We start from the raw sequence: 22247 nt of genomic DNA, 5'->3' as shown, positions 1-22247 counted from the left end.
TATGAAGGCCAATGGTTTAGAATATTATTAATCAGTGGAGAATGGAATTTAACGGATATTTAGGGGTGAATTCATGTGAATAAAAGATACTTTTTTGCTTCTGAAAAATGCCAGGGGTGTTATAATTTTTTTGCTAAAGAAGCCATGTTTTATCAAAAACTTGGAAAGGGCGTTGTGCAATGCGAACTATGTCCCAAGAGATGTGTTATCCATCTAGGTGAAAAAGGCTCCTGCTTAAACAGACAAAACAAACAAGGGACTCTATATTCCCAGGTCTATAATCGACCTTCTTTGGTAAGTAGTGATCCTGTAGAAAAACTACCCTTTTCTCATTATAGACCAGGGGTTTGGTGTTATAATGTAGGCACAGTAGGGTGTAATTTAAGGTGTGAATACTGTCATAATTGGCGCTTATCCCAAGGGGATATCGACATAGTAAAAGAGTATCATTACTTATCTCCTGTTGATGTAGTAAAAAATGCATTAAAAAACAATATAAAAATACTTGCCTTTACCGGAAACGAACCCACTGTATTCTATGAATATTTGTATGAAATTAGCAGAGAAGCAAAATCTCAAAATCTGGAGGTTTTGTTAAATACCAATGGCTTTATTAACCCTGAGCCAATGAAGGAATTGATCACCTTTTTAGATGGGGTTAATATTGATTTGAAAGGATTTAGTAATAAATTTTATCGAGATGTGGTTAAAGGACAGTTAGAACCTGTTTTAGATACGGCAAAAATTGTCAGGGAACAAGGGGCTTGGCTGGAATTAGTAAATTTAGTCGTTCCTACACTAAATGATAATCCTCGAATGATCCGGACCATGTGTCGGTGGATATATCAAAACTTAGGATATGATATTCCTCTACATTTTAGCCGTTTTGTACCGGTTTACAAGTTGACACATTTATCACCGACTCCTTTGAATGTACTAGAAGAAGCCCGGTCTATAGCCAAAGAAGAAGGTCTTAATTATGTGACCATTGGTAATGTTGCTGGGCATTTATATAATTCTACTTTTTGTCACAGATGTGGGAATGTTCTTGTAAATCGTTTTCATTTTTCAATTCAAGAGTTAAATATTACAGATGAGGGTAGATGCCGGTTTTGCCACACATTAATTCCAGGGAAATGGTATTAAGATTCCATTGCTTACCAAAAGTGATAAGCATTATAATAAAATAAAGTGATAATATTGATAGGAATAACAACTTTGAATTAGGGTGATATTAAGGATTGAATTTGAGTAAGAATGGACAAGTTGAGAGAAAAGCGAAAAAAACATTTATTACTTTATCCTCTTAATAAGATTTTAAAATATCAATAAAGGAGACTTTGTGGATGCTCGGACTAATAAGCGAAATTTATCGTTGGATTAAACAAATAGTTTTCATATTAATAACCGTGATAATAATAAATATATTTATTTTTCAAGTGTATGCTGTTAGAGGTTCATCAATGGAACCTACTTTCACTGATGGGGATAAAGTCATTGCATTTAAAATCCCCTATCACTTGGATAATGAACCTGAATATCAGGATATAGTAGTCCTGGATAGTAGAGTTAATAGGGATAGAAATTGGATGGACGGCTTGATTGAAAGTCCCATAATAAGCAGAATACTAGATAATCAAGGAGATCACTTTTGGATTAAAAGAGTGATTGGGATGCCAGGTGACAAAATAAAGTTTGAGAATGGTAGTATTTATAGGAATGGAGAGACATTGGAAGAACCAGAGATTTTAACAGGGGAAATCTATCCTTCAACTGATCCGCTGGTAGTTCCTGAAAATCATGTTTTTGTAATAGGTGATAATATAAACCAAAGTAGAGACAGCAGACAAATTGGGCCTGTCCCTATGGATAATGTCAAAGGAAATGTACTCATGAGATATTATCCTTTTGATGATTTAAAAATTTATTAATTGATACATCTTAATCATCTTTCCCTAATCATTTTTCTTTTGTTGTGAAATGAAATCCACTGCATTGAGTGCTGCAACCTGGCCCTCTCCTACTGCTTTGCCGAGTTGATAGGGCCAACCGGTAATATCACCAGCTGCATATAGACCCTCAATATTCGTACTCATATCTCGGTTGACCTTTATTGCAGAGCCACTTGTTTCTAGGCCTTGAACTAGCTGGCTTGCGGGAACAGTTTCGCGAATTATAAAAATACCGTCACATTCTATTCGTTGATTTTTCAATTGTAGGTGAGTAACTTGATTTTTGCCAAGGATTGCTTTGGGTTTGTCTTGGATTATTTCTACTCCATCGTTTACTTGGATTTCTTCTCGATACTGGGGAATATAATACACATGTTCGCATAATTCGGATAACAGTTCCGCTTCTTGTTCAGCTTCTTTTACTTCAGCTATGATAGCAGTCGTTTTATTTTTAAATATTGGAGCATCACAAGAAGCGCAGTAACTGACCCCTTTACCTAAAAATTCGTTTTCTCCTGGTAGTACATGACCTTGGGTAACTCCAGTAGCTAAGATGACGACTTTTGCATGATAGACTTCGTCTTTAACCATGAGATCAAAACCATCGCCTAGAGGAAAAATACTGTCAACACTAGACCTCAACATTTCAATTCCATAGTGTTCAACTTGTTTTAAGGCACGTTTTTGAAATTCTTCGCCTGTAATGTCAAAAAAACCTAGATAATTATGTAAATGAGGAGCTTTTTGAAGTTTGGGGCTACATACCTCAGTGCCAAAAATCAAACTTGTTTTATTACGAGCTTTAACGTTTATAGCTGCAGACAACCCGGCAGGGCCACAGCCTACTATGGCAATTTCTGTGTTCGTATTTGACATAAACTATCATCCTCCTGAATGTATCGGTTAAAACTTATATTATAAAGGATCTATTAAATAAACAGAAACATTATAAAATTAACTGACATTAGCTTTTGTAGTTCTAAGCTTTTTTATGTTCTTTAACTTTACAATTATTTATAAGAAATATAACAGTGATAACTGTAAATAAAAAACCGCAGTTCAAAACAACTGCGGTTAAGGTTATAAACAATAAACCTAATTTATAATTATAGATTCTTGTAGCAAAACCACCAATCTTTGTACTCTAATTCTCCAGCTTCAGCTTGTTTTTTCCTTTCCTTTGCTTCTTGCTCTGTACTGGCGGGAGGGATAATAACTTTATCACCTAATGTTTCATTATTTGGCCAGTTTTCTGGAAGGGCCACCTGATTTTTTTCATGAGTCTGTAAAGCTTTTATTGATCTAAGTATTTCTTCAATATTTCTGCCAATTTCTTGAGGATAATATTTCATTAATCTGAGAACACCTTTATCATCAACTACAAAGACAGCTCGAACTGTATTAGTACCTTTGTTTGGATGAAGCATGCCCAACATTTTAGATAATTCTCCCATTTCATCAGCTATTACGGGGAAAGGAATTTCTACATCAAAATTTTCATTAATCCATTCCACCCATTTTATATGGGAAAAAACTTGATCAACAGATAAACCAATCAATTCAGTATTTAACTCTTTGAATTTATCTGCTTTTTGTGCAAAACTGACGAATTCAGTAGTGCAAACTGGCGTGAAATCTCCAGGGTGACTAAATAAAACAAACCATTTCCCCTTATAATCCTGGGGTAATTTTAGAGTTCCATGGGTGGTTTGAACATCAACCTCAGGAAATTTGTCACCTAATAAAGGCATAGTATTTTGATTTTCATTAAAAGTCATCAGTAATTCCTCCTTATTAGTAATGATTACTAATATTAATATTAAACTAGATTTTTATATCTGTCAATGGTTTTTTGAGATATTTTCTAAGAATGTTTTCTAAGATCTTATTAAGATAAAACAAAAAAGATAGGCCCTTTTTTGAGGCCTATCCTTTTTGTTTTCTTTTATTTTTCTTTTTATTTTCTCTCTTAGTCGAGGCTCTGTTAGGTTTTTTCTTTGGTTTAATCAATGCCTTGTCATGATATCCGATTAAATCTTCTCTTCCGGCTTGTTTAAGAGCCTGATATACCAGATGATAATTTTTGGGATTTTTGTACTGTATCAAAGCTCTTTGCATAGCTTTTTCGTGAGGAGATTTGGCCACATAAATTGGTTCCATGGTTCTGGGGTCTAGTTCGGTATAATACATACATGTTGCCAGGGTCCCGGGTGTTGGATAAAAATCTTGTACCTGTTGAGGGTTATAACCAATATCCCTTACGTATTCAGCTAGTTTGATAGCATCGTGTAAATCTGAGCCAGGATGACTGGAAATGAAATACGGTACCAGGTATTGTTCCATACCAAATTTTTCGTTAATTGCATGGTACTTATTTTTAAATTTTTCATAAACCTTATGAGGTGGTTTATTCATTTTCTTTAATACTCGATTGGAAACGTGTTCTGGGGCTACTTTTAATTGACCACTCACATGATGGCGGCAAAGTTCTTCAAAAAAGCTGTCATCGTCATCATAAAGTAGGTAATCAAATCTGATACCTGACCGGATAAATACCTTTTTAACACCTTCCATATTACGTAATTTTCGGAGCAGTTTCAGATAATCCTGATGGTTTACCTCCAAATTAGAGCATGGTTTAGGTGCCAAACAATTTTTGTCCTGGCAAACTCCGTGCTTTAGCTGTTTTTGGCAAGCTTTTTGCCTAAAATTGGCTGTAGGTCCTCCAACATCATGGATATACCCCTTGAATTCTGGATCTTGAACCATTTCTTGAGCTTCTTCTAAGATAGATTCTGTGCTTCTGGACTGAACAATTCTGCCTTGATGGAAGTGTAAAGCACAAAAACTACATCCACCAAAACATCCCCTTGAACTTACCAAACTGTGTTTAATTTCTTTGATTGCAGGTACTCCACCCATTTGTTCGTATATAGGATGATAGTTTTTAGTGAAGGGCATTAAATAAATTGCATCTAGTTCTCTAGTTGTATGTGGTTCCGGTGGAGGATTTTGAACTACATAATTACTGTGTCTATAGGGTTCAATTAAAGGTACAGCATTAAAGGGGTCAGTATTTGTGTATTGTTTCATAAAGCTTTTTGCGAAGGTTTCTTTAGATTGAATGATTTCATCAAATGAAGGGAGCAGTTCCCCTTGGTAAACATGGTCTACATCTTTACATTTATATACAGTTCCCTTGATAAAGGTGAGATCGGAAATAGATAGTCCACTATCTAGAGCTTCGGCAATTTCAACCACCTGTTTTTCACCCATTCCGTACACTAACAAGTCAGCCCTAGAATCTAAGAGGATCGAGCGACGAACCCTATTTTCCCAGTAATCGTAATGAGACAACCTTCTTAAGCTGGCCTCAAGACCTCCTAAAATGATGGGAACTTTTTTATATGCTTCTCGAGCCTTTTGTGAATATACAATACTGGCTCTGTCGGGGCGCATTCCCATTTTGCCCCCAGGGGAATAGGCGTCTTTTCTCCTTAACTTTTTGGCCACAGTGTAGTGATTAACCATGGAATCTATATTACCGGCACTTATGAAAAAGCCTAATTTGGGTTTGCCCAATCTTTTGAAGTCTTGTGTATCTTTCCAATCAGGTTGTGAGATAATTCCAACTCGATATCCCTTTGACTCTAATAGTCTTCCAATAATAGCTACACCAAAGGAAGGATGGTCAACATATGCATCACCACTAATGATTATGAAATCAAGTTGTTCCCATCCTCTTTGTTCCATATCTGTTTTTGATATGGGTAAAAATTGTTGTCTCAAAGCATATTCCTCCAATTATTAATGCTCTCAGTAATTTGTTGTGGTTTAATATAAAGTTGTATTAAGTTTGATTTTGATATCTAATATACTAACTATATCAATTATTCCCATTAAATTAAACCCGTATAAACAAAAAATAGTGCCCTTAATAGGGCACTGGTGTTAGTATAAATTCTTGGACACATCATGGTTAAGTCACTTACAATATTAATAACGAAAGGATGTGTCCAGTAATGAGTAATAAGAGATATAATGAAGACTTCAAAAGAACAATTGTAGATTTATATAATTCAGGTAGTTCTGTGAAGGATTTGTCTAGCGAATATGGTGTGACAGAGGTTACTATTTATAAATGGATCAAAGATTTCTCTCCAAACCAACAATCTGGCAGTGAGGGAGCCACTTCAAAAGATGTGGAAGAAATGCAAAAAGAAATGGCTCGCTTGAAAGAGGAGAATGAAATCTTAAAAAAGGCTATGACCATATTCGCCAAAAAGTAGACAATACAGAGCTTACTGAATTTATAAAAGAACAAAAGGACGAGCATACTATCAAAGCTATTTGTGATGCTCTAGACTTTCCGAGAAGTACTTATTACGAAACAATAAATCGAGTTGAATCTAATCGTGACAAAGAAAACAGAGAACTATTAGATCAAATAACTCAAATTCATAAAAACAGTAAAAAGCGATATGGTGCACCAAAGATCCACGCTGTGCTAATCAATAAAGGATACAAAGTCAGCTTAAAAAGAGTCCAACGATTAATGAGAAAAGAGGGTATCAAATCAATTGTCAGGAAAAAATATCGGCCTTATCCTAGTAGAGAAAAAGTAGTCGAACGAGAGAATCTCCTAAAACAAGACTTTTCAACTACATTTGTCAATCAAAAGTGGGTTACTGATATTACATACATTGATACTGTTAAAGACGGCTGGTGCTACTTAGCCTCTGTAATGGATTTACACACCCATAAAATTGTTGGATACTCTTTTAGCAAGACCATGACAACAGATTTAGTTATTAAAGCTGTTAAAAATGCTTATGATACACAGAAACCTGGCAATGGACTTATTCTACATAGTGATCTAGGTACCCAGTACACTAGCGATGACTTTAAGCGTTTTTTAAGGTACAAAGGGATCAAGCAATCATTTAGCAGAAAAGGCTGCCCTTATGACAATGCACATATCGAATCATTTCATGCTACTTTGAAAAAGGAAGAAGTTAACCATGTTAAGTACTTAGACTTCAAATCGGCTGAAATTGCTCTATTTAGGTTCATTGAGAGCTGGTACAACAGAACAAGAATCCATGGAAGTTTGGAGTTTTTAACTCCTCAACATGTTGAGGATCTAGCAAAGCAATCTGCTTAATACTTAACTTTTTGGTGTCCAAAATTTTGACCTAAGTCCAGCACTGTTTAAGCAGCATGGCCTTTAGTTTCTTATATTTTAAGGTTTAAGCAAAGGTATCAAAATTATGTCCCAGGTGAGATAAAACTGATCGTTCTAATTCTGTCCTTTCCACTGTGGAACTTTCTAATAAATCCATAAATTGATCTTTAGAGTTTTCCATTATATCCATAGAAAGTTTCTGAACAGAAGTACTAACTTGGCTATGGAGTTTAGCTTGGCTTAATGAACTAGATAATGCTGCTATATCCATTTTAATCACCCTTTTTGTAATTTGTATTTTCCAGGTGTTAATCTATTTCTAGATAATGGCAGAAAATCCTTTCTATATACATTGACCTATTTAAAAAAATATTATAAAATACAAAAAGTGACTGACTATCAGTCATCAGCAAAATTTATAATTATAGTTAAGGTGATGGTCAATGACTCATTCTCAAACAAACAAGTACCATAGATTGATACAAGCTGCTATAGAAATCATAAAGGAACAAGGTTTTGAAAAAACTTCTGTATCTCAAATAGTTAATCGGGCTGGAGTAGCTCAAGGGACCTTTTATCTGTATTTCAAATCAAAAAATGAACTAGTTCCTGCTATCGCTCAAATGATATTAAATGAACAGTTTCGCCGGTTAAAGTTAAGGTATCCTGAGAAGAGCCCAAGTTTAGAAGAACTTCTAGACGCTATTATCGATACTACATTTGAAATTACTAGAGAGTATAAGGAGTTAATTCTTTTTTGTTACTCCGGTCTTGCTTACTACTATTCTTTTGAGAGATGGGAAGAAATTTACGAACCGTATTATAAATGGTTAGAAGATAAGATTTGTGAAATACGTAGTTTACAAAAAGTCCAACAAGAGAATAATACTTATTATTTGGCAAATTATATAGTGAATTTGGTAGAACATGGGGCAGAACTATTTTATCTATCAAATGGATTTAATGAAAATCTTGATGAATCAAAACAGGAACTGAAAAAATTTTTAAAGCGATCGCTGAACCAACGAGGTGATATTAAATATGAAGGATAGCTATATGGAGGAAAAATTAATTAAAATATCCCTATATGTAACGATTGTTTTTGCACTAGTCTCTTTTGTTTTGGGGATATTTTTTCGTTCCCAAGTAATTGTTTTTGATGGTTTGTATTCTCTAATTGGTGTTGGGATTACCACCTTTTCTTTATATGCAGTCAAATTTATGGGAAAACATGATTGGCGTAGATTTCCTTTTGGTAAAGATATTATTGAGCCCCTTGTTGTTATTGTAAATTATTGCATTATTTTACTCCTGGTAGCTGCTTCTTTAATAACTGCTATTATAGCTTTGTTCCGAGGTGGAAGAGAAATAATGCTAGGGCCCAGTCTGGTTTATACTGCTATAGGTACCTTGATATGTGTGATTATGTATTTATACCTTAATAAAAAAAGTGCAAGATTAAATTCCGAATTTGTTTCTGTTGAAGCAAATCAGTGGTATATGGATACTCTAGTCAGTGGTGGTATTTTAATTGGATTCATAATAGCTGTGATATTACAAAGAATACCTGCTTTACAAGCTTTGGTTTCTTATGTAGATCCGGTAATGGTTATTGTTGTATCATTGTACTTTATGAAAGTACCAGTAATTGAAATTAAGACTGCTCTGAGGGAAGTTCTCGCTATGCCACCCAATGGAAAGATAAGGCAACAAGTAGAGGAAGTGATTAAATATATTATCGACAAGTATAACATCATAGATTATTTGATCAGGGTTGCTAAAGTTGGTAAAACTTTAAAAATTGAAGTTGATTTTGTTGTGGATGAAAACTCAGCAGCTCAATCAGTATACGAACAAGATCAAATCCGCCAAGAAGTAAATGATAGAATTTCTGATATTGAATACGATAAATGGATAACCCTTTCTTTTACCAGTGATCGCAAGTGGATTATTTAGTTTGACATGGAGGTTTTTGGAACAGAATGAAGAATAGTCAGTATATCGGGTGATTTTAATTATACTAAGGGGGAATTATTTATGGAACTTTACAAGGCTTTGCATGAAAGAAGAAGTGTACGGAAATATACAGATGATCCAGTTCCAGAAGAGAAATTATCTAAAATTCTGGAAGCTGCTAGAATTGCACCATCATGGGCAAATAAACAATGCTGGCGTTATATTGTAATAAAAGATGAAGGGAAGAAAGAAGAGCTATATTCGGCATTATCAGAGAAAAACCCTGGAGCAAAAGCATTAACTCAAGCCCCGGTAGCTGTAATACTTTGTGCCGATCCTGAAGCTTCGGGTAAACTAAACGATAAAGAGTATTACATGCTAGATGCCGGAATTTCCATGCAACAAATGATGTTAGCAGCCCATGCCGAAGGACTAGGTACTTGTTGGATTGGCTGGATCGATGATGAAAAAAGAATTCGAGATACTTTTAAAATTCCAGAAAACATAGAAGTAGTTGGTATTACACCACTAGGATATCCAGCCAAAGAATCCAAGCCTACTCCGAGAAAGGATATGTCAGAAATCGTATTTTATGAAGAATGGGGCCAATAAGGCCCCATTTTCTTGATCACGGTAAAACTATAAAGCGACAAAAAACAAAAAACCGGATTATTAAAGCGGGGGATAGTACTTGGCTAAATTTTTTGGTGGAGGGAAAGGGAAAGCAGTTAAAAAAAAGCTAACAAATAATAAATTTAAAATAGTTTCTTTAACTTTTATTGGAATTGTGGTAATTCTAGCTGGGTTATTTGGTTTTTGGCTTTCAATGGGACCAGAGCTGCTTCCAGAAGCATATGCTGCCTTGCACCAAGATGAACAAGTACAGGTTACAGAAGGAGAAAATTGGCTGGATTTTACTCCTAAGGGTCAATCTCCTGATACAGCTGTGATTTTGTATCCAGGTGGTAGATTAAAGCCCGAAGCCTATGCTCCCTTGGCCAGGAATCTAGCATTGGAAGGGTATAGAATTTTTTTGGTTTCAATGCCTTTTGATTTATCCTTTTTCGGATATGACAGAGCTGACACAATTATATCAGAACATTCAGATATTCAGCGATGGTATATAGGGGGACATTCTTTAGGAGGTGCCATGGCAGCTCGTTATATTAATCAAAAAAATACAAGGGAAGTTGATTTAGATGGACTAATATTAATGGCGTCTTATCCGGATGAAAGTGATGATTTGTCTGATCACAATATAAGAGCAATGTCTATTTACGCCGATCGAGATGGTTATGTAACAGAAGAAGATATTTCAACTAGTAAGGATCTGTTACCTGCTGAAACTGAGTATGTTGAAATATCGGGCGGAAATCACAGTCAATTTGGATGGTATGAGCAGCAACGGGAAGATTTGGATCCTAAAATTTCTTTGGAAAAGCAGCAGCAAATTGTGTTAGATAGTATTTTGGAATTTTTGGATAATTAATTGTAAGGTGGGAGCTTTGATGAAACGATATTCTGTTTTCCAATTAAAAGAAGGGATGAAATTATCTAAGGATGTTAATTCAAAAAGTGGAGCTACTTTAGTGCCTAAAGGGGTGATTTTATCAAAAAAGACAATTAAATTTTTGATTAATTGGGGCATAAAATCAGTTTTGATTGAGGAAGAGGAAGAACAAATAACAAGGGGAAGGGGTCACAGTCAAGCAAAGTTTAAAAAGGAATACTTTGAAACAACGGAAAAGGTAATAAGTTTTATGGAGGGGTTAAAAGGTTCTAAAGCTATAGAATTAGATGAAGTGAAAGAGATAGCACAAGAATTAGTTACTTATTCTGATGATATAAATTCTGTTAAGTTATTAACTGAAGTTAAGGACAAAGATTACTATACTTATCAACACAGCATCAATGTGGGAATATACGCTTCTCTTCTAGGTAGGTGGCTAGGCTACTGCACAAATGATATTAAAAATTTGAGCTTGGCTGGTTTATTACATGATATAGGGAAAACTCAAATTCCCGATGAAGTGTTATTAAAACCAGAATCCTTAACAGATAAAGAATTTGAAATAATTAAAAACCATCCCATCTACGGCTATGAACTTTTAAAGCCTTGTGAAGACTTATCCCCTGAGATTAATATAGCAGTTTTACAGCATCATGAAAGGGAAAATGGATCTGGCTATCCCTTTGGAATAACTGGAGAAAAGATTCATTCTTATTCAAAGATAATATCCGTAGTTGATATCTTTGATGCGATTACATCAAACCGAGTTTATAAAGGTAGAAATTCTCCTTTTGAGGCAATTAGAGAAGTGAGGGATAAAAGTTTTCAAGATTTAAACCCTGAAATCGCCTATACTTTTTTTAAGCGAATATCAGAATTTTTTGTCGGAAGTACCGTGATTTTTAATGATGGATCTATTGGAAAAATTGTTTTCTTAAATAAAAACGATCCCACTAGACCTTTAGTTCAAATCGAAGATAAATTTGTAGATTTGTCTAAACATAAAAACAGAGAAATTATTGATGTTATGGTATTTTAGTCTAAATTTGCCACTGTTTCTGATAATCGCAAAATGTAAAAACTTCCTTATGGCCTTCTCTTCTTTAAATGTAGTATAATAGTTTATAGTGACTCGACATGTAATGAGAATAAAAAAGAAAGTGAGGGAAATTAGTATGTATGTAGTCAGTGCTTGCCTGGCAGGAATCAACTGTAGATTTGACGGTAAAAACTGTTACGATGAACGGGTGGCTGATCTTGTGAAAAGTGGTGAGGCAATTCCCCTATGTCCCGAAGTTTTAGGAGGATTATCAATTCCCAGGACCAGATGTGAAATGACTACTGAAGAAGGAGAGCTAAGTGTAATTAGTGAAACTGGGGAAGATCGGACACAGGAATATACTTTGGGAGCTGAAAAGACCGTGGATATTGCCAAGACTATCGGAGCTAGTCAGGCCATCATGAAAGAAGAAAGCCCTTCCTGTGGCTTACGTAGAATCTACGATGGATCTTTTTCCAATAAAAAAATCACCGGTACCGGTATAAGTTCAAAATTATTATTAAATGCTGGAGTAAAAGTCATGACAGAAGAGGACTTATAAATTAAATGGGGGTTATGAATGTGTTTAAATTATCTATTATAACAATTTTACTTATTACAATGCCTGTTATTTTTATTGGTTGTGATGAAAATGAAGAATTGACAGGTAAAGAGCTTATTAAAGCAGCCAATCAAAACTTTGAAGAGGCTGATAGTTATCGTTCTGATGCTAATTTGGAAATGACAACAATGGGGATGGTAACTGAATCTGAAATGTCCATGAAATATCTAGATGATGAAAATTATTATATGGATATGTATTTAACTACCATGGGGCAGGAACTTAGAGCCAAATTTCTGATGGAGAATGGTGAACTTAAGGTAGATTCAGAAGATCCTTTCTTGGGTTCTGCAGACTTAACACAATTACAAGAAGAAATGGATTTGCAACAGTATGAAGATTATTTTTTTGTAGAAGACAGTGATGTAGAAGAAACTGAACTACCGGAAAACTTTGATAAGGAAGGTTATGCTGCGTATATAATACGACCGGATAGCGATAAAATAAAAGAAATGGCTAGAGAAGAAGCTATGAACCAACCAATTCCGGAGAAGGAAGATGAATCTCCAGATGATCTGGTAGAAGAACTAATGGATAATATCGAAATTGAAGTTGAAACTCTTATGGTGGTTGACGTTGACGAACAGAATATAGTTTATACAGATATGGATATGGTCCAAATTTTTGATATGGATAGTATGTCCGAAAAAGAAGAGGGTATGCCGGGAATGGATTCTGAAATGAAAATTTCAATAAAGATGGAAGCGGAATACTATGATTATAATGAGCCTCTAGAACTACCGGAAATTTAATTACCTTCTTAAAATCTCATTATTTAGGTTTAGGGTTTACGATAAATATGAGCAGAAAGCCCACTGCTTTAGCTGTGGGAGGACGTCAAATGTTTTATCACCGAAAAATTGAACTGTCTAAGGGATGAACTGGAGGTATATACTTATGTCTAAAACAATGAATATTGATGAGTTCACAGAATTTGCTGATCATGTTTTAGACAAGGAGATTCCCCAGGTGCTTTTAAGAGAATTGAATCTGGGTGTTTGCGTTTTTCCTGAAGCAAAAGAGGAACAAGGTTATTATATAATGGGTGAATATGTGGTTAATGAAATGGGAAAACATATCGCATTATACTTCGGGTCTTTTCAAGCCATACTGGATGGAGAATCCCTCACTACATGGAAAGAAGAAATTCGTGATACCATAAAACACGAACTACAACACCATATTGAAGCTTTGGCAGGGGAAGAAACCCTGGCTAAATTTGAAGAAGAGGAAGGCTTTGATGAATAGCGAATAAATATACAGGATTAAAAAACAGTGCTGTCACCCATTATATGGTGACAGCACTGTTTTTTTAATCGACGTAAGCTATTCCTTCATCCTTTATTTCTCCAATGGTTACTTCGGCTAGCCCTTTAACACGTTCCAGGTCATCTAGGGAAGTAAAAGGTCGTTCTTTTCGTAACTCTACAATTTGTTCTGCCCTGTCCACATCGATATTAATGATCTGAGTTAATTCTTCTTTCTCGGCTTGATTTATATTAATCAGTTCTTGATCCTGATCGTCTTTTTCCTCAGTAACTGTGTCTTTATCATCTGCGTCTTGATCTGTTGGGAGTTCTCCATCTTCTTTTTTCCAAGGTTCAACTTCAGCTTGCCAAGTGTTTTCGTCTAGTTCCATTACTATGTCATCATGATAATCAGTTCTATAAATTTCTATATTTTGTTCAGCTAACCTTTCTAGGACTTGGTCATGAGGATGACCGTACTGATTGTCTTCTCCAACTTGAATTACCGCTGCTTCAGGATCAACTGCTTCTAAAAACTCTTCACTGCTGCTAGTATAACTGCCGTGGTGACCGATTTTTAAAATTTCACTAGAAATGTCACTGGCTCTTTCTATTATCATCTGCTCTGTATCTTTTTCAGCATCACCTGTTAGTAAAAGGGATTGATTTTTAAATTCAACCTCTAAAACAAGGTTCAAATCGTGAACTTCACCTGTATGTCCCTGGGGTGGATGAATAAATTCGGCCCCCAAGGAGTCAATTTCCAGTTTGTCTCCTTGTCTAGCAGTTTTAAAGTTAGAAACATCATTTGCTATTTCGTAATATTTTTCATAAGTGAGGGTATCATGTTCATAACCGCTATCATAAGTGGTTTTAACATCGAAGTTTTGATAAACATCAATCAGCCCACCAATATGATCTTGATGGGGATGAGTTGCTACTACTTTTTCAATTTTATTTATTCCAAGTTCCTCTAGATAATTAACTACAGGTTGACTTTCTAGTTCTAAGCCACCATCGACTAAAATGTGACTATCACAAGGAGCTTCTAAAAATATGGCATCTCCCTGGCCTACATCTATAAAATGAGCTGTTAACTGTCCTGGCTCAGTTTTTTCTGGGCTTGTTTCTTTTTTAGCCGGATCTGGTTCTACTGCATCAGTTGTGATAATTGCTGCGTTTTTTTTGCTATCCCATTCGACAGTTCCACCCAAAGCCTCTCCTGCAAATCGTAGTGGTATGTAAGTTCTTCCCTCATAGGTTTCAGCTTGTACTTCCAAATTGCGGGGCTCATCATTGATTTTAGCCTGTTCTTCATTGAGGGGAATTTCAACCTGATGACCATTCATCTTACCAATGGCTGTTTCGGTTTTAGGGTTCCAATTCATCTCTGCATCTAAACTTTCAAATAAAGGTCTAGCAGGTAATAGTGTCCTTCCCTCAATAATTCTCACGGGATCTTGTAAGTCAATCTCTTCTCCATCGACTATAACCTTGGTTTCTTCAGCAAAACATAAAGAATTTAATGAGAAAACTAATACCATACATAATCCAAAGCAGATGATTTTTTTCACAGAATCACCTCCGAAGTTAAATTCTATTACCAAAATACCATTTTAATCCCTATGTTAACAAGTTTATGTAATGGTGAAAAAATGTCATAAAATGATGACAGCAAATTTTGACAAATTATAGTATCAAGTTTTTTAAATTTATGATATTATACCTTTTGGAGTCTAATTAAAATTAAGGAGATGATAATCATTAGTAAACCAGGTTTTTTAGTCTATTCATTTTTTATTGCTATCACTTTGTTAGTCGCTTTCCCCTCGATAAGTTTTGGGGCAATAGTAGAAGAAATTGAAGATTATGAAACTGTAGTTTTTTTAAATGATTCTCAGGTAATTTTTCAGGATGTTACTCCTTACATAGATGATAATAATAGAACTATGATTCCCCTTCGCTTTATATCTGAAGAGTTAGACTCAAAAGTTGATTGGTTTCCTGATGAAGATAAAATTATCGTGGAAGATGAAGATATGGAGTTGAAAATGTTCATTGGTTCAAACAATTATAAATTAAATGATGAGATGCAGAAGATGGAAACGAGGCCAGAGCTAGTTGATGGGCGTACCATGGTTCCGATAAGAGTGATTAACCGTTGCTTCGATCTAGATTTGGTATACAGATCCCATCAAGGATTGGGATTGGTCTTTAATTTTACCGAAGGACAAGCTCGTGAACGAAAAGAAGCAGTAATCCAACAGGTAAAAAAAGAGCTTGATGAAATTAAGGAAGAAAAAGGATTAGAAAGTTTGGATGCCAGTCATCGAGAAATACACAGTCACGAAAAACCTGAGTTTTTATTCCCAATAGAAAACGGGATGAATGAAATATCTTCTAAATATGGCTGGCGAAGCCGAGGATTTCACAGTGGAATAGACATTGCAGTTTCTCATGGGACAAGCATTAAAGCGGCAGAATCCGGGACTGTAACTTTTTCGGGTTGGCGAGGATCTTATGGGAATCTGATAATCATAGAACATCCAGGTGACTATGAAACTTATTATGCTCACAATGCCGGCCACACTGTGAGTGTGGGGCAAAGTGTGGAAAAAGGTGAAGTCATAGGTCATGTAGGCAATAGCGGTAACGCTACCGGGTCTCATTTGCACTTTGAAATTCGTCGAAACGGTGAACATGTGAATCCTTTAGATTATTATTAATCTAATTCAGTTTCCATGGTTGAATTAGGATATCCAGCAGTATAGAAATTAATAAGAGACTGCTAAAGGACTTGAGTTAATTAATGGCGAAGTGACTTACTATGATGAAATAATTATGAACGGTGATAGTAAGTATGAAGCTTAAAGGAGTTGTCCATTGGGATGAAAGATAAAGCTTTTCATATTAACGGTGAAACGTCTGAAAATTACAAAAAAATATTTATCCCAATAAATAAAAATGAGTTGACCAAATCCGAAAAGCGAGGCTTACGACAAATTAATGATGCCTTTAGTAATGATGATTTGATAATTGAGACTTATGACCACAAATTGATTGTGTTTTTAAATAAGCTTGATGTAAATTCCTTAAAAGACTTAATATTTCAATTTGTATCAGAGCAAGTTAGTGAAGACAATGTCCTACTAGCTTTGTTAACTAAAATAGAAAATATTAAAAGTTATACTTACCAAGGTGGAAAAAAAGTTTTTGTAAATTTTAATGATGAGAGGAAAGTCAAAGATAGAAAAGCAAAAGAAACTCAACGTGGCAAATTCTTTTATGCACAAGATGCCGATTTTAAAGTAACAAATAACGCAGTTCCTAAAGAATATGAAAATCAAATAATTTGTGCTGACAGTGAACAATTATTATCAAAAATGCCAGAAAATTGCATAGATTTAGTTTTTACATCTCCACCTTATAACTTTGGTTTAGAATATGATAATCATCAAGACGCCATGAATTGGTCTATTTATTTTGATAAGCTTTATAGAATTCTGGATGAATGCATTCGTGTGACTAAGTATGGTGGTAGAATAATTGTCAATGTACAGCCCCTGTTTTCGGATTATATACCTATTCATCATTTTATTAGCAACTTTTTTATTAAGAAGAAGTTGATATGGAAAGCCGAAATCTTATGGGAAAAAAATAATTATAATTGCAAGTATACGGCATGGGGAAGCTGGAAAAGTCCTTCTAATCCTTATATGAAATATACCTGGGAATTTTTAGAGGTATTTTGCAAAGGAACCATGAAAAAACAAGGCAAAAAAGAGAATATAGACATAAGCGCTGAGGAATTTAAAGAATGGGTTTATGGAAAATGGAGTATCGCCCCGGAAAAAAATATGAAAAATTATAAACATCCATCAATGTTTCCAGAAGAGTTGGCAAGGAGAGTTATGAAATTGTTTAGTTATCAAGGGGATATAATTCTAGACCCCTTTGTTGGAAGTGGTACTACCCCTGTTGTTGCTCACCAAAACAATCGTCGATTTTTGGGTATAGATATTTCTCGCGAATATTGTGAATTAGCTAGAAAAAGGATAGATCAACAAGATTGCTAGAATATAAAGACATTTAGGAAAAGGATGTATTGTTAGTTATAAGAATTTTTATTATTTTCATAAATAACATTTTAAGGAAGGAATTATAAAATATTTGTAGAACAATAGTAATGTAATAAGGACCAATATATTATGAAATGGGAGGGAGTACTTTTGAGAAGAATTTTATTTAGTACAGGATTTGTGTTTGTTCTAAGTTTATTCATGGTGACTGGAGCTATGGCCTTTGGAGTAGACTTGGATAATGTACCAGATGGTACTTACACTGGCGCTGGTGAAGGATTTAATGAGGCTATAGAAGTTGAAGTGACTGTTGAAGGTGGAGAAGTGACTAACATTGAAGCGATTAGTCAAGAAGAAACACCTGAATACTGGGAAGATGGAAAGCAAACTATGGATGATATTATAGAAGCACAAAGTACAGACGTAGATGTTGAAACAGGTGCAACTGCTTCTAGTGAAGGGATTGTAGAAGCAGTTAGAGATGCTCTAGCTGGGGAAGAAGTTGCAGAAGAAGCAGAAGAAGACGTAGAAGAAGATGTAGAGGAAGAAGAGGAAGAAGACCTTCCAGAAACTGGTGGCGGAGTAGCTACATTATTGCCAGGCATCGGTGGACTAGTAGCTGCTGGTGGTGCTTGGTTAGTTATTAGTAGAAGGAAATAACCTATAACCCGTTTTATTCTTCATTTTCCTTTTAACACAAATCTACACGAGGGTGAAATGCTGTGACAGACAAAGTTAAAAATCAGTTACAACACTATAAAACCAAACTATTGAAATTAAATAATTCAATAAAAGCTCATAAACAAAACATTGAAACCCGTACTGTAGTTGGGATCGTACTAGTGCTGGTCGGGGTGTCCCTGGCCAGCTTTCCTTATTTACAAAATATCTACTATCAAAGAATCCAAGAAAAGCAAGTGGCTGAAAAACTAGAAGAATTGGAACAGGACACACAAGTATTAAATTCTTCAAGGAAAAAACTCGGATATCGAGATATTGAAATAGCCCAAAGTGAATTAAATGATCCTGAAGAGGATCCAAAAAATGAAAATCCTTCTTTACAATCCGATGAAGATAAAAGTGAGGAAGAAGAATTTGCCTTTGAATTGGAACCTGCCGATGGATTAATAGAAATACCTAAAATTGACCTTCAGTTAGCAGTGGGTTTTGGTGTAGAACTATCTGATTTAGCACATGGACCAGGTTTTTATCCAGAAAGTGGTCGACCCGAGACGGGGAACCTCTCCATAGCTGGTCACAGAACTACTTATGGGGGACCTTTTCGGCACTTAAATGAATTAGACCAAGGTGATTCTATCAGAGTTTATCGTGAAGGAAAAAAATATCGTTATGAAGTTGATCGCGTTTTTGATACTCATAGTAGTGATTGGAGTGTTATTCGTCCAACAGATGATCCTGCATTAACTTTAACTACTTGTCACCCACCGGGATCTGATGAGAGAAGACTGATCGTAAGGGCGTATTTAACTAAAGAAAAAGATCAGACAGACACAGAACAGACAGAGAAATAATAAATTAACTAAGATAATAAGATGAACTAAGCTTAATATATAAGATAATGGAGGCTTATCTCATGTCCAACTCTATTAATAAATCAAAACGAATTAAAGAAATAGATATGCTAAGAGGTTTTGCCTTATTTGGAGTCCTACTTGTTAATGTGTTCGGTTTCAAGAGTACTTTGTTTGCTCAAGGGACTGATTTTGCATTCTTTTCCTTTCCCTTGGCATTTCAAGCTGGTTTAGATCAGGTACTAGGATTTTTAATTAGAATACTGGCAGAAGCTAAGTTCTATCCAATTTTTTCTTTTTTATTTGGCTTTGGTTTTTATATCTTTATGAATAACGCTTTTGAGAAAAAAGCTGCGCTTTCTGGAAATAAACCAGGGAGATTATTTCGCAGGCGATGTTTTTTTCTACTGTTATTTGGACTACTAAATTTAATTCTAGTTTGGTATGGGGATATACTACACGTCTATGGTGTAACAGGACTTATCCTATTGCTTTTTTATAATCAAAAAACCGAGAGTTTAAAGAAGTGGATTATTGCTTTGTTAATATTTGCTGTACTTTTGATGACAGGTATGATTTTTATAGCAGAATTAGCACAAACTTACGCAAGTGAAATGAATGATCCTAAATTAGAATCATTTCCTCAAGAACTAATGGAGTACTCCTTTGCAGTTTATTCTGAAGGTTCTTACTTGGATGTTATTAGTTTTAGAATTAGCCAAGAATTACCTTATGTATTTTTTAATTTGTTTATATGGTTACCTAAGATACTTGCTTTGTTTTTGATAGGCTTGTATGCTGCCAAACAAGGTTATTTTCATGATATTGCAAATAATATTGATTTATTTAAAAGAACTTGGAAAGTCACAGGCTTTTTAGGATTAATAAGTACAATCTTAATGTTACTATCAGCTTATTCTATTATAAGTGCCAATTCATTAATTTCAGCCCCATTAGAAGTTTTATTTTCCGAACTTGCTTCTATATTTATCTCATTATTTTATATAGCTACGGTTATTATCCTGATTCATAAAGGATATTTTCATAAATTATTTGATTATCTCACGTATGTCGGAAGGATGGCTTTAACCAATTATTTAATTCAGTGCATTCTGTGTTCTATTGTTTTTTACGGTTACGGTTTAGGTTATATAGGTTCTATCTCAGTTTATCAAGGGGTGATTTTTACAATTGTCTTCTTTAGTATTCAGATGCTTGTAAGCAAGTTTTGGTTGCGAAATTTTAGATACGGCCCCTTTGAAAAAGTGTGGAGAAACCTCACTTATAAAAGTTCCATTTAGGATCAAATTCACAGAGGAGGGAAAATCATGATTGATCAGCCCGGTGCTGATCTTGGATCAGGTAGTATCAAAGACTACTTTGATTTATTTAATCCTAATACTATGATTGACGTTGGTGCAGCTTACGGTACACCTAAACTGTATGCTATTTTTAAGGATGCATATCATGTCTTAATAGAGCCCCTAGAAGAATTTGAACCCTATTTGCAGCAATCTTTAAAATCTTTCTATGGTGAATATATAATTACAGCAGTTGGTGATCAAAAGCAAAAACGAGATTTATTTATAGAAGGAAATAAACTCCCCCAAGCTTCCTTTTATCGGCGAAAAACAGAATTTCAAAGCTCAGATCCCTGCAAACTAAGAACAGTTACAGTAGATACTTTGGATACTTTAAAAGTAGAAAGGAAGTGGAAACCCCCTTATGGTTTGAAAATCAATGCAGAAGGAAGCGAAGATTTGATTTTAAAAGGTGCTAAAAATTTACTTCAGGAAACAGAGTTTGTTTATACAGAGGTGTCAATTGGCGTTTATCAAAATAATAATGAATATCGTTTATCTGATTTAACGAAATTTTTGTTTGAAAACAATTTTTTATTATACGATATTATGGAGACAGAAAGTCTACCTTCAGGAAAGGTTGTAACTGCTAAACTATTATTTATTAATAAGGCTGTGTTAAAGTTGAATGTTGATAGTTGAACTCTTCAATTTCACATCAAAGGTTTCGGGTTGGTACATCTAAAAAATTCGTTCAAAAATCGAAGAGTTCAACTATCAACAACGGAGTATAAAAGAGCTACTAATAAAGAATTACTTTAAAAAATGAAAAACTTGGCTATAAACTGGCAAAAAATCACAAATCACGTTATAATATGGGATAAACATTAATTTCGTTAAAGTAGTATTAGAGTTGAATGTTGATAACTGTAATAATTCGTTTGTTGAAGATTTTACAGTATTAACAACTAAACATAATAGCGTCTAATTAAAATAAATCACAAGATATACTAGATTGGCTATGAAAGGGGTTCGAGAATATGAATCCAAAAATATTAATTGCTTTTTTATTTATTATGGCAATGCTAGGGACTGCTCTAGGTATAGGAATCTTCTTCGTGTCAGAAGCTGATGTAACTCAAGCTGATGGAAAAGAAGCGACAGTTGAAAAGGTAGAAGAGAAACAATCCAAGGAAAGCATGTCAGAAATTGATGAAGAAATCATATCAGAATTAGAACAAGAATTAGAAGAAGAGATACGTCAAGAATTACAGGAAGAGTATCAGGATCAGGAAGAGTATCAAGAACAATTAGAGGAAAAAGAAGGGGAGTTAATGTCCAAAGAGGAAGAGATTGCAGAATTGGAAGTTCAAGTAGAACGGCTAGAATCCCAGTTAGAATACCAACAAACTAGGGCTGATCGTATGGAGGATCAGTTAGAAATAATGGCTGATGCCGACCGAGATAGAGAAGAGAGATTAGAAAAATTAGTCGGTGCTTATGAGCAAATGGAGCCCGAGGAGGTTTCCGATATTGTTTCTCACTTACCGGAGGATAAAGTTGTGCAAGTTTTAATGGAATTATCTGAAGAACAAAGGGGAGCGGTTCTATCAGAGATGGAACCCCATAGAGCTGATAGAATTTCGAGAAGATTGCTTGATTGAGAGGCCATCACTTAAATGTGATGGCTTTTTTATATGAGAAAGAATTTAATAAAATTGAACCAGTCGTCACGCATTCTTGTGACTTTAGAGGTTCACTTTTGTTCAGCATTAGAGAGGAATATAATATAAATATTTTTAAAATTTAGACTCTTAAAGCAGG

23 protein-coding genes are annotated in these 22247 nt (G+C 34.8%); 18 read left to right on the top strand and 5 right to left on the bottom strand.

The annotated features are described in order from the left end of the window. Positions 1-75: 75 nt before the first annotated feature. On the top strand, positions 76-1146 hold the full coding sequence (gene amrS, locus NTHER_RS10860) for an AmmeMemoRadiSam system radical SAM enzyme (protein ID WP_012448557.1): 1071 nt from the start codon (positions 76-78) through the stop codon (positions 1144-1146). 200 nt (positions 1147-1346) lie between these two features. Beyond that, positions 1347-1931 (top strand): signal peptidase I, encoded by a 585-nt coding sequence (gene lepB / locus NTHER_RS10855; RefSeq protein ID WP_012448556.1) that lies wholly within the window; start codon positions 1347-1349, stop codon positions 1929-1931. 24 nt (positions 1932-1955) lie between these two features. Here the strand turns inward: lepB and NTHER_RS10850 are convergent, their stop codons facing one another. The 3 genes from NTHER_RS10850 to NTHER_RS10840 all read right to left on the bottom strand — a co-directional run bounded on the left by NTHER_RS10850 (position 1956) and on the right by NTHER_RS10840 (position 5741). Then, positions 1956-2828, bottom strand: a complete 873-nt coding sequence (locus NTHER_RS10850) for an NAD(P)/FAD-dependent oxidoreductase (RefSeq protein ID WP_012448555.1) — start codon at positions 2826-2828, stop codon at positions 1956-1958. A 230-nt stretch (positions 2829-3058) separates the two neighbouring features. Then, positions 3059-3730: a peroxiredoxin gene (locus NTHER_RS10845; RefSeq protein WP_012448554.1), complete on the bottom strand. Its 672-nt coding sequence runs from the start codon at positions 3728-3730 to the stop codon at positions 3059-3061. A 148-nt stretch (positions 3731-3878) separates the two neighbouring features. Continuing rightward, positions 3879-5741 carry a YgiQ family radical SAM protein gene (locus NTHER_RS10840; RefSeq protein ID WP_012448553.1) on the bottom strand — a complete coding sequence of 621 codons (1863 nt, stop codon included), beginning with the start codon at positions 5739-5741 and terminating at the stop codon, positions 3879-3881. A 233-nt stretch (positions 5742-5974) separates the two neighbouring features. On the opposite strand from NTHER_RS10840, the gene NTHER_RS15665 reads away from it, so the two are divergent. Next, positions 5975-7116 (top strand): IS3 family transposase gene (locus tag NTHER_RS15665; RefSeq protein WP_414628103.1). Its coding sequence is split into 2 segments (ribosomal slippage): positions 5975-6215 and positions 6215-7116, totalling 1143 coding nucleotides; the frame shifts between segments, so codons are not numbered across the junction. A gap of 85 nt (positions 7117-7201) precedes the next feature. On the opposite strand, the gene NTHER_RS10825 is transcribed toward NTHER_RS15665, so the two are convergent. Next, on the bottom strand, positions 7202-7408 hold the full coding sequence (locus tag NTHER_RS10825) for a YjfB family protein (RefSeq protein WP_012448552.1): 207 nt from the start codon (positions 7406-7408) through the stop codon (positions 7202-7204). A gap of 172 nt (positions 7409-7580) precedes the next feature. Here NTHER_RS10825 and NTHER_RS10820 point away from each other — a divergent pair, with 172 nt between their 5' ends. The 8 genes from NTHER_RS10820 to NTHER_RS10785 all read left to right on the top strand — a co-directional run bounded on the left by NTHER_RS10820 (position 7581) and on the right by NTHER_RS10785 (position 13512). Next, positions 7581-8189, top strand: coding sequence for a TetR/AcrR family transcriptional regulator (locus tag NTHER_RS10820; RefSeq protein WP_012448551.1), 609 nt, complete (start codon positions 7581-7583; stop codon positions 8187-8189). 4 nt (positions 8190-8193) lie between these two features. Continuing rightward, positions 8194-9093, top strand: a complete 900-nt coding sequence (locus tag NTHER_RS10815; RefSeq protein WP_012448550.1) for a cation diffusion facilitator family transporter — start codon at positions 8194-8196, stop codon at positions 9091-9093. Positions 9094-9174: 81 nt separating this feature from the next. After that, the gene (locus NTHER_RS10810) at positions 9175-9705 is read left to right on the top strand and encodes a nitroreductase family protein (protein ID WP_012448549.1); all 531 of its coding nucleotides are present in this window, start codon (positions 9175-9177) and stop codon (positions 9703-9705) included. A 79-nt stretch (positions 9706-9784) separates the two neighbouring features. After that, entirely contained in the window at positions 9785-10582 is a 798-nt protein-coding gene (locus NTHER_RS10805; protein ID WP_012448548.1) for an alpha/beta hydrolase, read from the top strand. A 19-nt stretch (positions 10583-10601) separates the two neighbouring features. Continuing rightward, entirely contained in the window at positions 10602-11642 is a 1041-nt protein-coding gene (locus tag NTHER_RS10800; protein ID WP_012448547.1) for an HD-GYP domain-containing protein, read from the top strand. Positions 11643-11778: 136 nt separating this feature from the next. Beyond that, complete coding sequence (locus NTHER_RS10795; protein WP_012448546.1) at positions 11779-12204, top strand: 2-thiouracil desulfurase family protein; 426 nt, start codon at positions 11779-11781, stop codon at positions 12202-12204. A gap of 20 nt (positions 12205-12224) precedes the next feature. Continuing rightward, on the top strand, positions 12225-13016 hold the full coding sequence (locus NTHER_RS10790; protein ID WP_041367111.1) for a hypothetical protein: 792 nt from the start codon (positions 12225-12227) through the stop codon (positions 13014-13016). Positions 13017-13161: 145 nt separating this feature from the next. Then, positions 13162-13512, top strand: a complete 351-nt coding sequence (locus NTHER_RS10785; protein ID WP_012448544.1) for a metallopeptidase family protein — start codon at positions 13162-13164, stop codon at positions 13510-13512. Positions 13513-13576: 64 nt separating this feature from the next. Here NTHER_RS10785 and NTHER_RS15325 read toward each other — a convergent pair whose 3' ends face one another. Continuing rightward, entirely contained in the window at positions 13577-15085 is a 1509-nt protein-coding gene (locus NTHER_RS15325) for a stalk domain-containing protein (protein ID WP_012448543.1), read from the bottom strand. Between the two features lie 180 nt (positions 15086-15265). Here NTHER_RS15325 and NTHER_RS15320 point away from each other — a divergent pair, with 180 nt between their 5' ends. From NTHER_RS15320 to NTHER_RS10745, 7 genes are all read left to right on the top strand, one after another. Beyond that, a complete protein-coding gene (locus NTHER_RS15320) occupies positions 15266-16237 on the top strand; it encodes a peptidoglycan DD-metalloendopeptidase family protein (RefSeq protein ID WP_012448542.1) in 972 nt (323 codons plus the stop codon). A 162-nt stretch (positions 16238-16399) separates the two neighbouring features. Next, positions 16400-17587, top strand: coding sequence for a DNA-methyltransferase (locus NTHER_RS10770; protein WP_012448541.1), 1188 nt, complete (start codon positions 16400-16402; stop codon positions 17585-17587). Positions 17588-17740: 153 nt separating this feature from the next. Continuing rightward, positions 17741-18250: an FMN-binding protein gene (locus NTHER_RS15315; RefSeq protein ID WP_012448540.1), complete on the top strand. Its 510-nt coding sequence runs from the start codon at positions 17741-17743 to the stop codon at positions 18248-18250. A gap of 62 nt (positions 18251-18312) precedes the next feature. Next, positions 18313-19122: a class E sortase gene (locus NTHER_RS15310; protein ID WP_012448539.1), complete on the top strand. Its 810-nt coding sequence runs from the start codon at positions 18313-18315 to the stop codon at positions 19120-19122. Positions 19123-19184: 62 nt separating this feature from the next. Next, positions 19185-20423, top strand: coding sequence for a DUF418 domain-containing protein (locus NTHER_RS10755; RefSeq protein WP_012448538.1), 1239 nt, complete (start codon positions 19185-19187; stop codon positions 20421-20423). Positions 20424-20450: 27 nt separating this feature from the next. Continuing rightward, positions 20451-21125: an FkbM family methyltransferase gene (locus NTHER_RS10750; protein ID WP_012448537.1), complete on the top strand. Its 675-nt coding sequence runs from the start codon at positions 20451-20453 to the stop codon at positions 21123-21125. Positions 21126-21463: 338 nt separating this feature from the next. After that, positions 21464-22087: a MotE family protein gene (locus NTHER_RS10745; RefSeq protein ID WP_012448536.1), complete on the top strand. Its 624-nt coding sequence runs from the start codon at positions 21464-21466 to the stop codon at positions 22085-22087. Positions 22088-22247 lie beyond the last annotated feature (160 nt).

This window comes from Natranaerobius thermophilus JW/NM-WN-LF (assembly GCF_000020005.1).
Taxonomy (GTDB): Bacteria; Bacillota; Natranaerobiia; order Natranaerobiales; family Natranaerobiaceae; genus Natranaerobius; species Natranaerobius thermophilus.
This window is presented reverse-complemented; position numbering and strand designations above follow the sequence as displayed.

Bases quoted from the DNA above. Each gene is read 5' to 3' on its own strand.
- lepB (WP_012448556.1), top strand. From the start codon at position 1,347: ATGCTCGGACTAATAAGCGAAATTTATCGTTGGATTAAACAAATAGTT.
- NTHER_RS10850 (WP_012448555.1), bottom strand. From the start codon at position 2,828: ATGTCAAATACGAACACAGAAATTGCCATAGTAGGCTGTGGCCCTGCC.
- NTHER_RS10845 (WP_012448554.1), bottom strand. From the start codon at position 3,730: ATGACTTTTAATGAAAATCAAAATACTATGCCTTTATTAGGTGACAAA.
- NTHER_RS10825 (WP_012448552.1), bottom strand. From the start codon at position 7,408: ATGGATATAGCAGCATTATCTAGTTCATTAAGCCAAGCTAAACTCCAT.
- NTHER_RS10820 (WP_012448551.1), top strand. From the start codon at position 7,581: ATGACTCATTCTCAAACAAACAAGTACCATAGATTGATACAAGCTGCT.
- NTHER_RS10815 (WP_012448550.1), top strand. From the start codon at position 8,194: ATGGAGGAAAAATTAATTAAAATATCCCTATATGTAACGATTGTTTTT.
- NTHER_RS10810 (WP_012448549.1), top strand. From the start codon at position 9,175: ATGGAACTTTACAAGGCTTTGCATGAAAGAAGAAGTGTACGGAAATAT.
- NTHER_RS10800 (WP_012448547.1), top strand. From the start codon at position 10,602: ATGAAACGATATTCTGTTTTCCAATTAAAAGAAGGGATGAAATTATCT.
- NTHER_RS10795 (WP_012448546.1), top strand. From the start codon at position 11,779: ATGTATGTAGTCAGTGCTTGCCTGGCAGGAATCAACTGTAGATTTGAC.
- NTHER_RS10785 (WP_012448544.1), top strand. From the start codon at position 13,162: ATGTCTAAAACAATGAATATTGATGAGTTCACAGAATTTGCTGATCAT.
- NTHER_RS15320 (WP_012448542.1), top strand. From the start codon at position 15,266: ATGATAATCATTAGTAAACCAGGTTTTTTAGTCTATTCATTTTTTATT.
- NTHER_RS10770 (WP_012448541.1), top strand. From the start codon at position 16,400: ATGAAAGATAAAGCTTTTCATATTAACGGTGAAACGTCTGAAAATTAC.
- NTHER_RS10755 (WP_012448538.1), top strand. From the start codon at position 19,185: ATGTCCAACTCTATTAATAAATCAAAACGAATTAAAGAAATAGATATG.
- NTHER_RS10750 (WP_012448537.1), top strand. From the start codon at position 20,451: ATGATTGATCAGCCCGGTGCTGATCTTGGATCAGGTAGTATCAAAGAC.
- NTHER_RS10745 (WP_012448536.1), top strand. From the start codon at position 21,464: ATGAATCCAAAAATATTAATTGCTTTTTTATTTATTATGGCAATGCTA.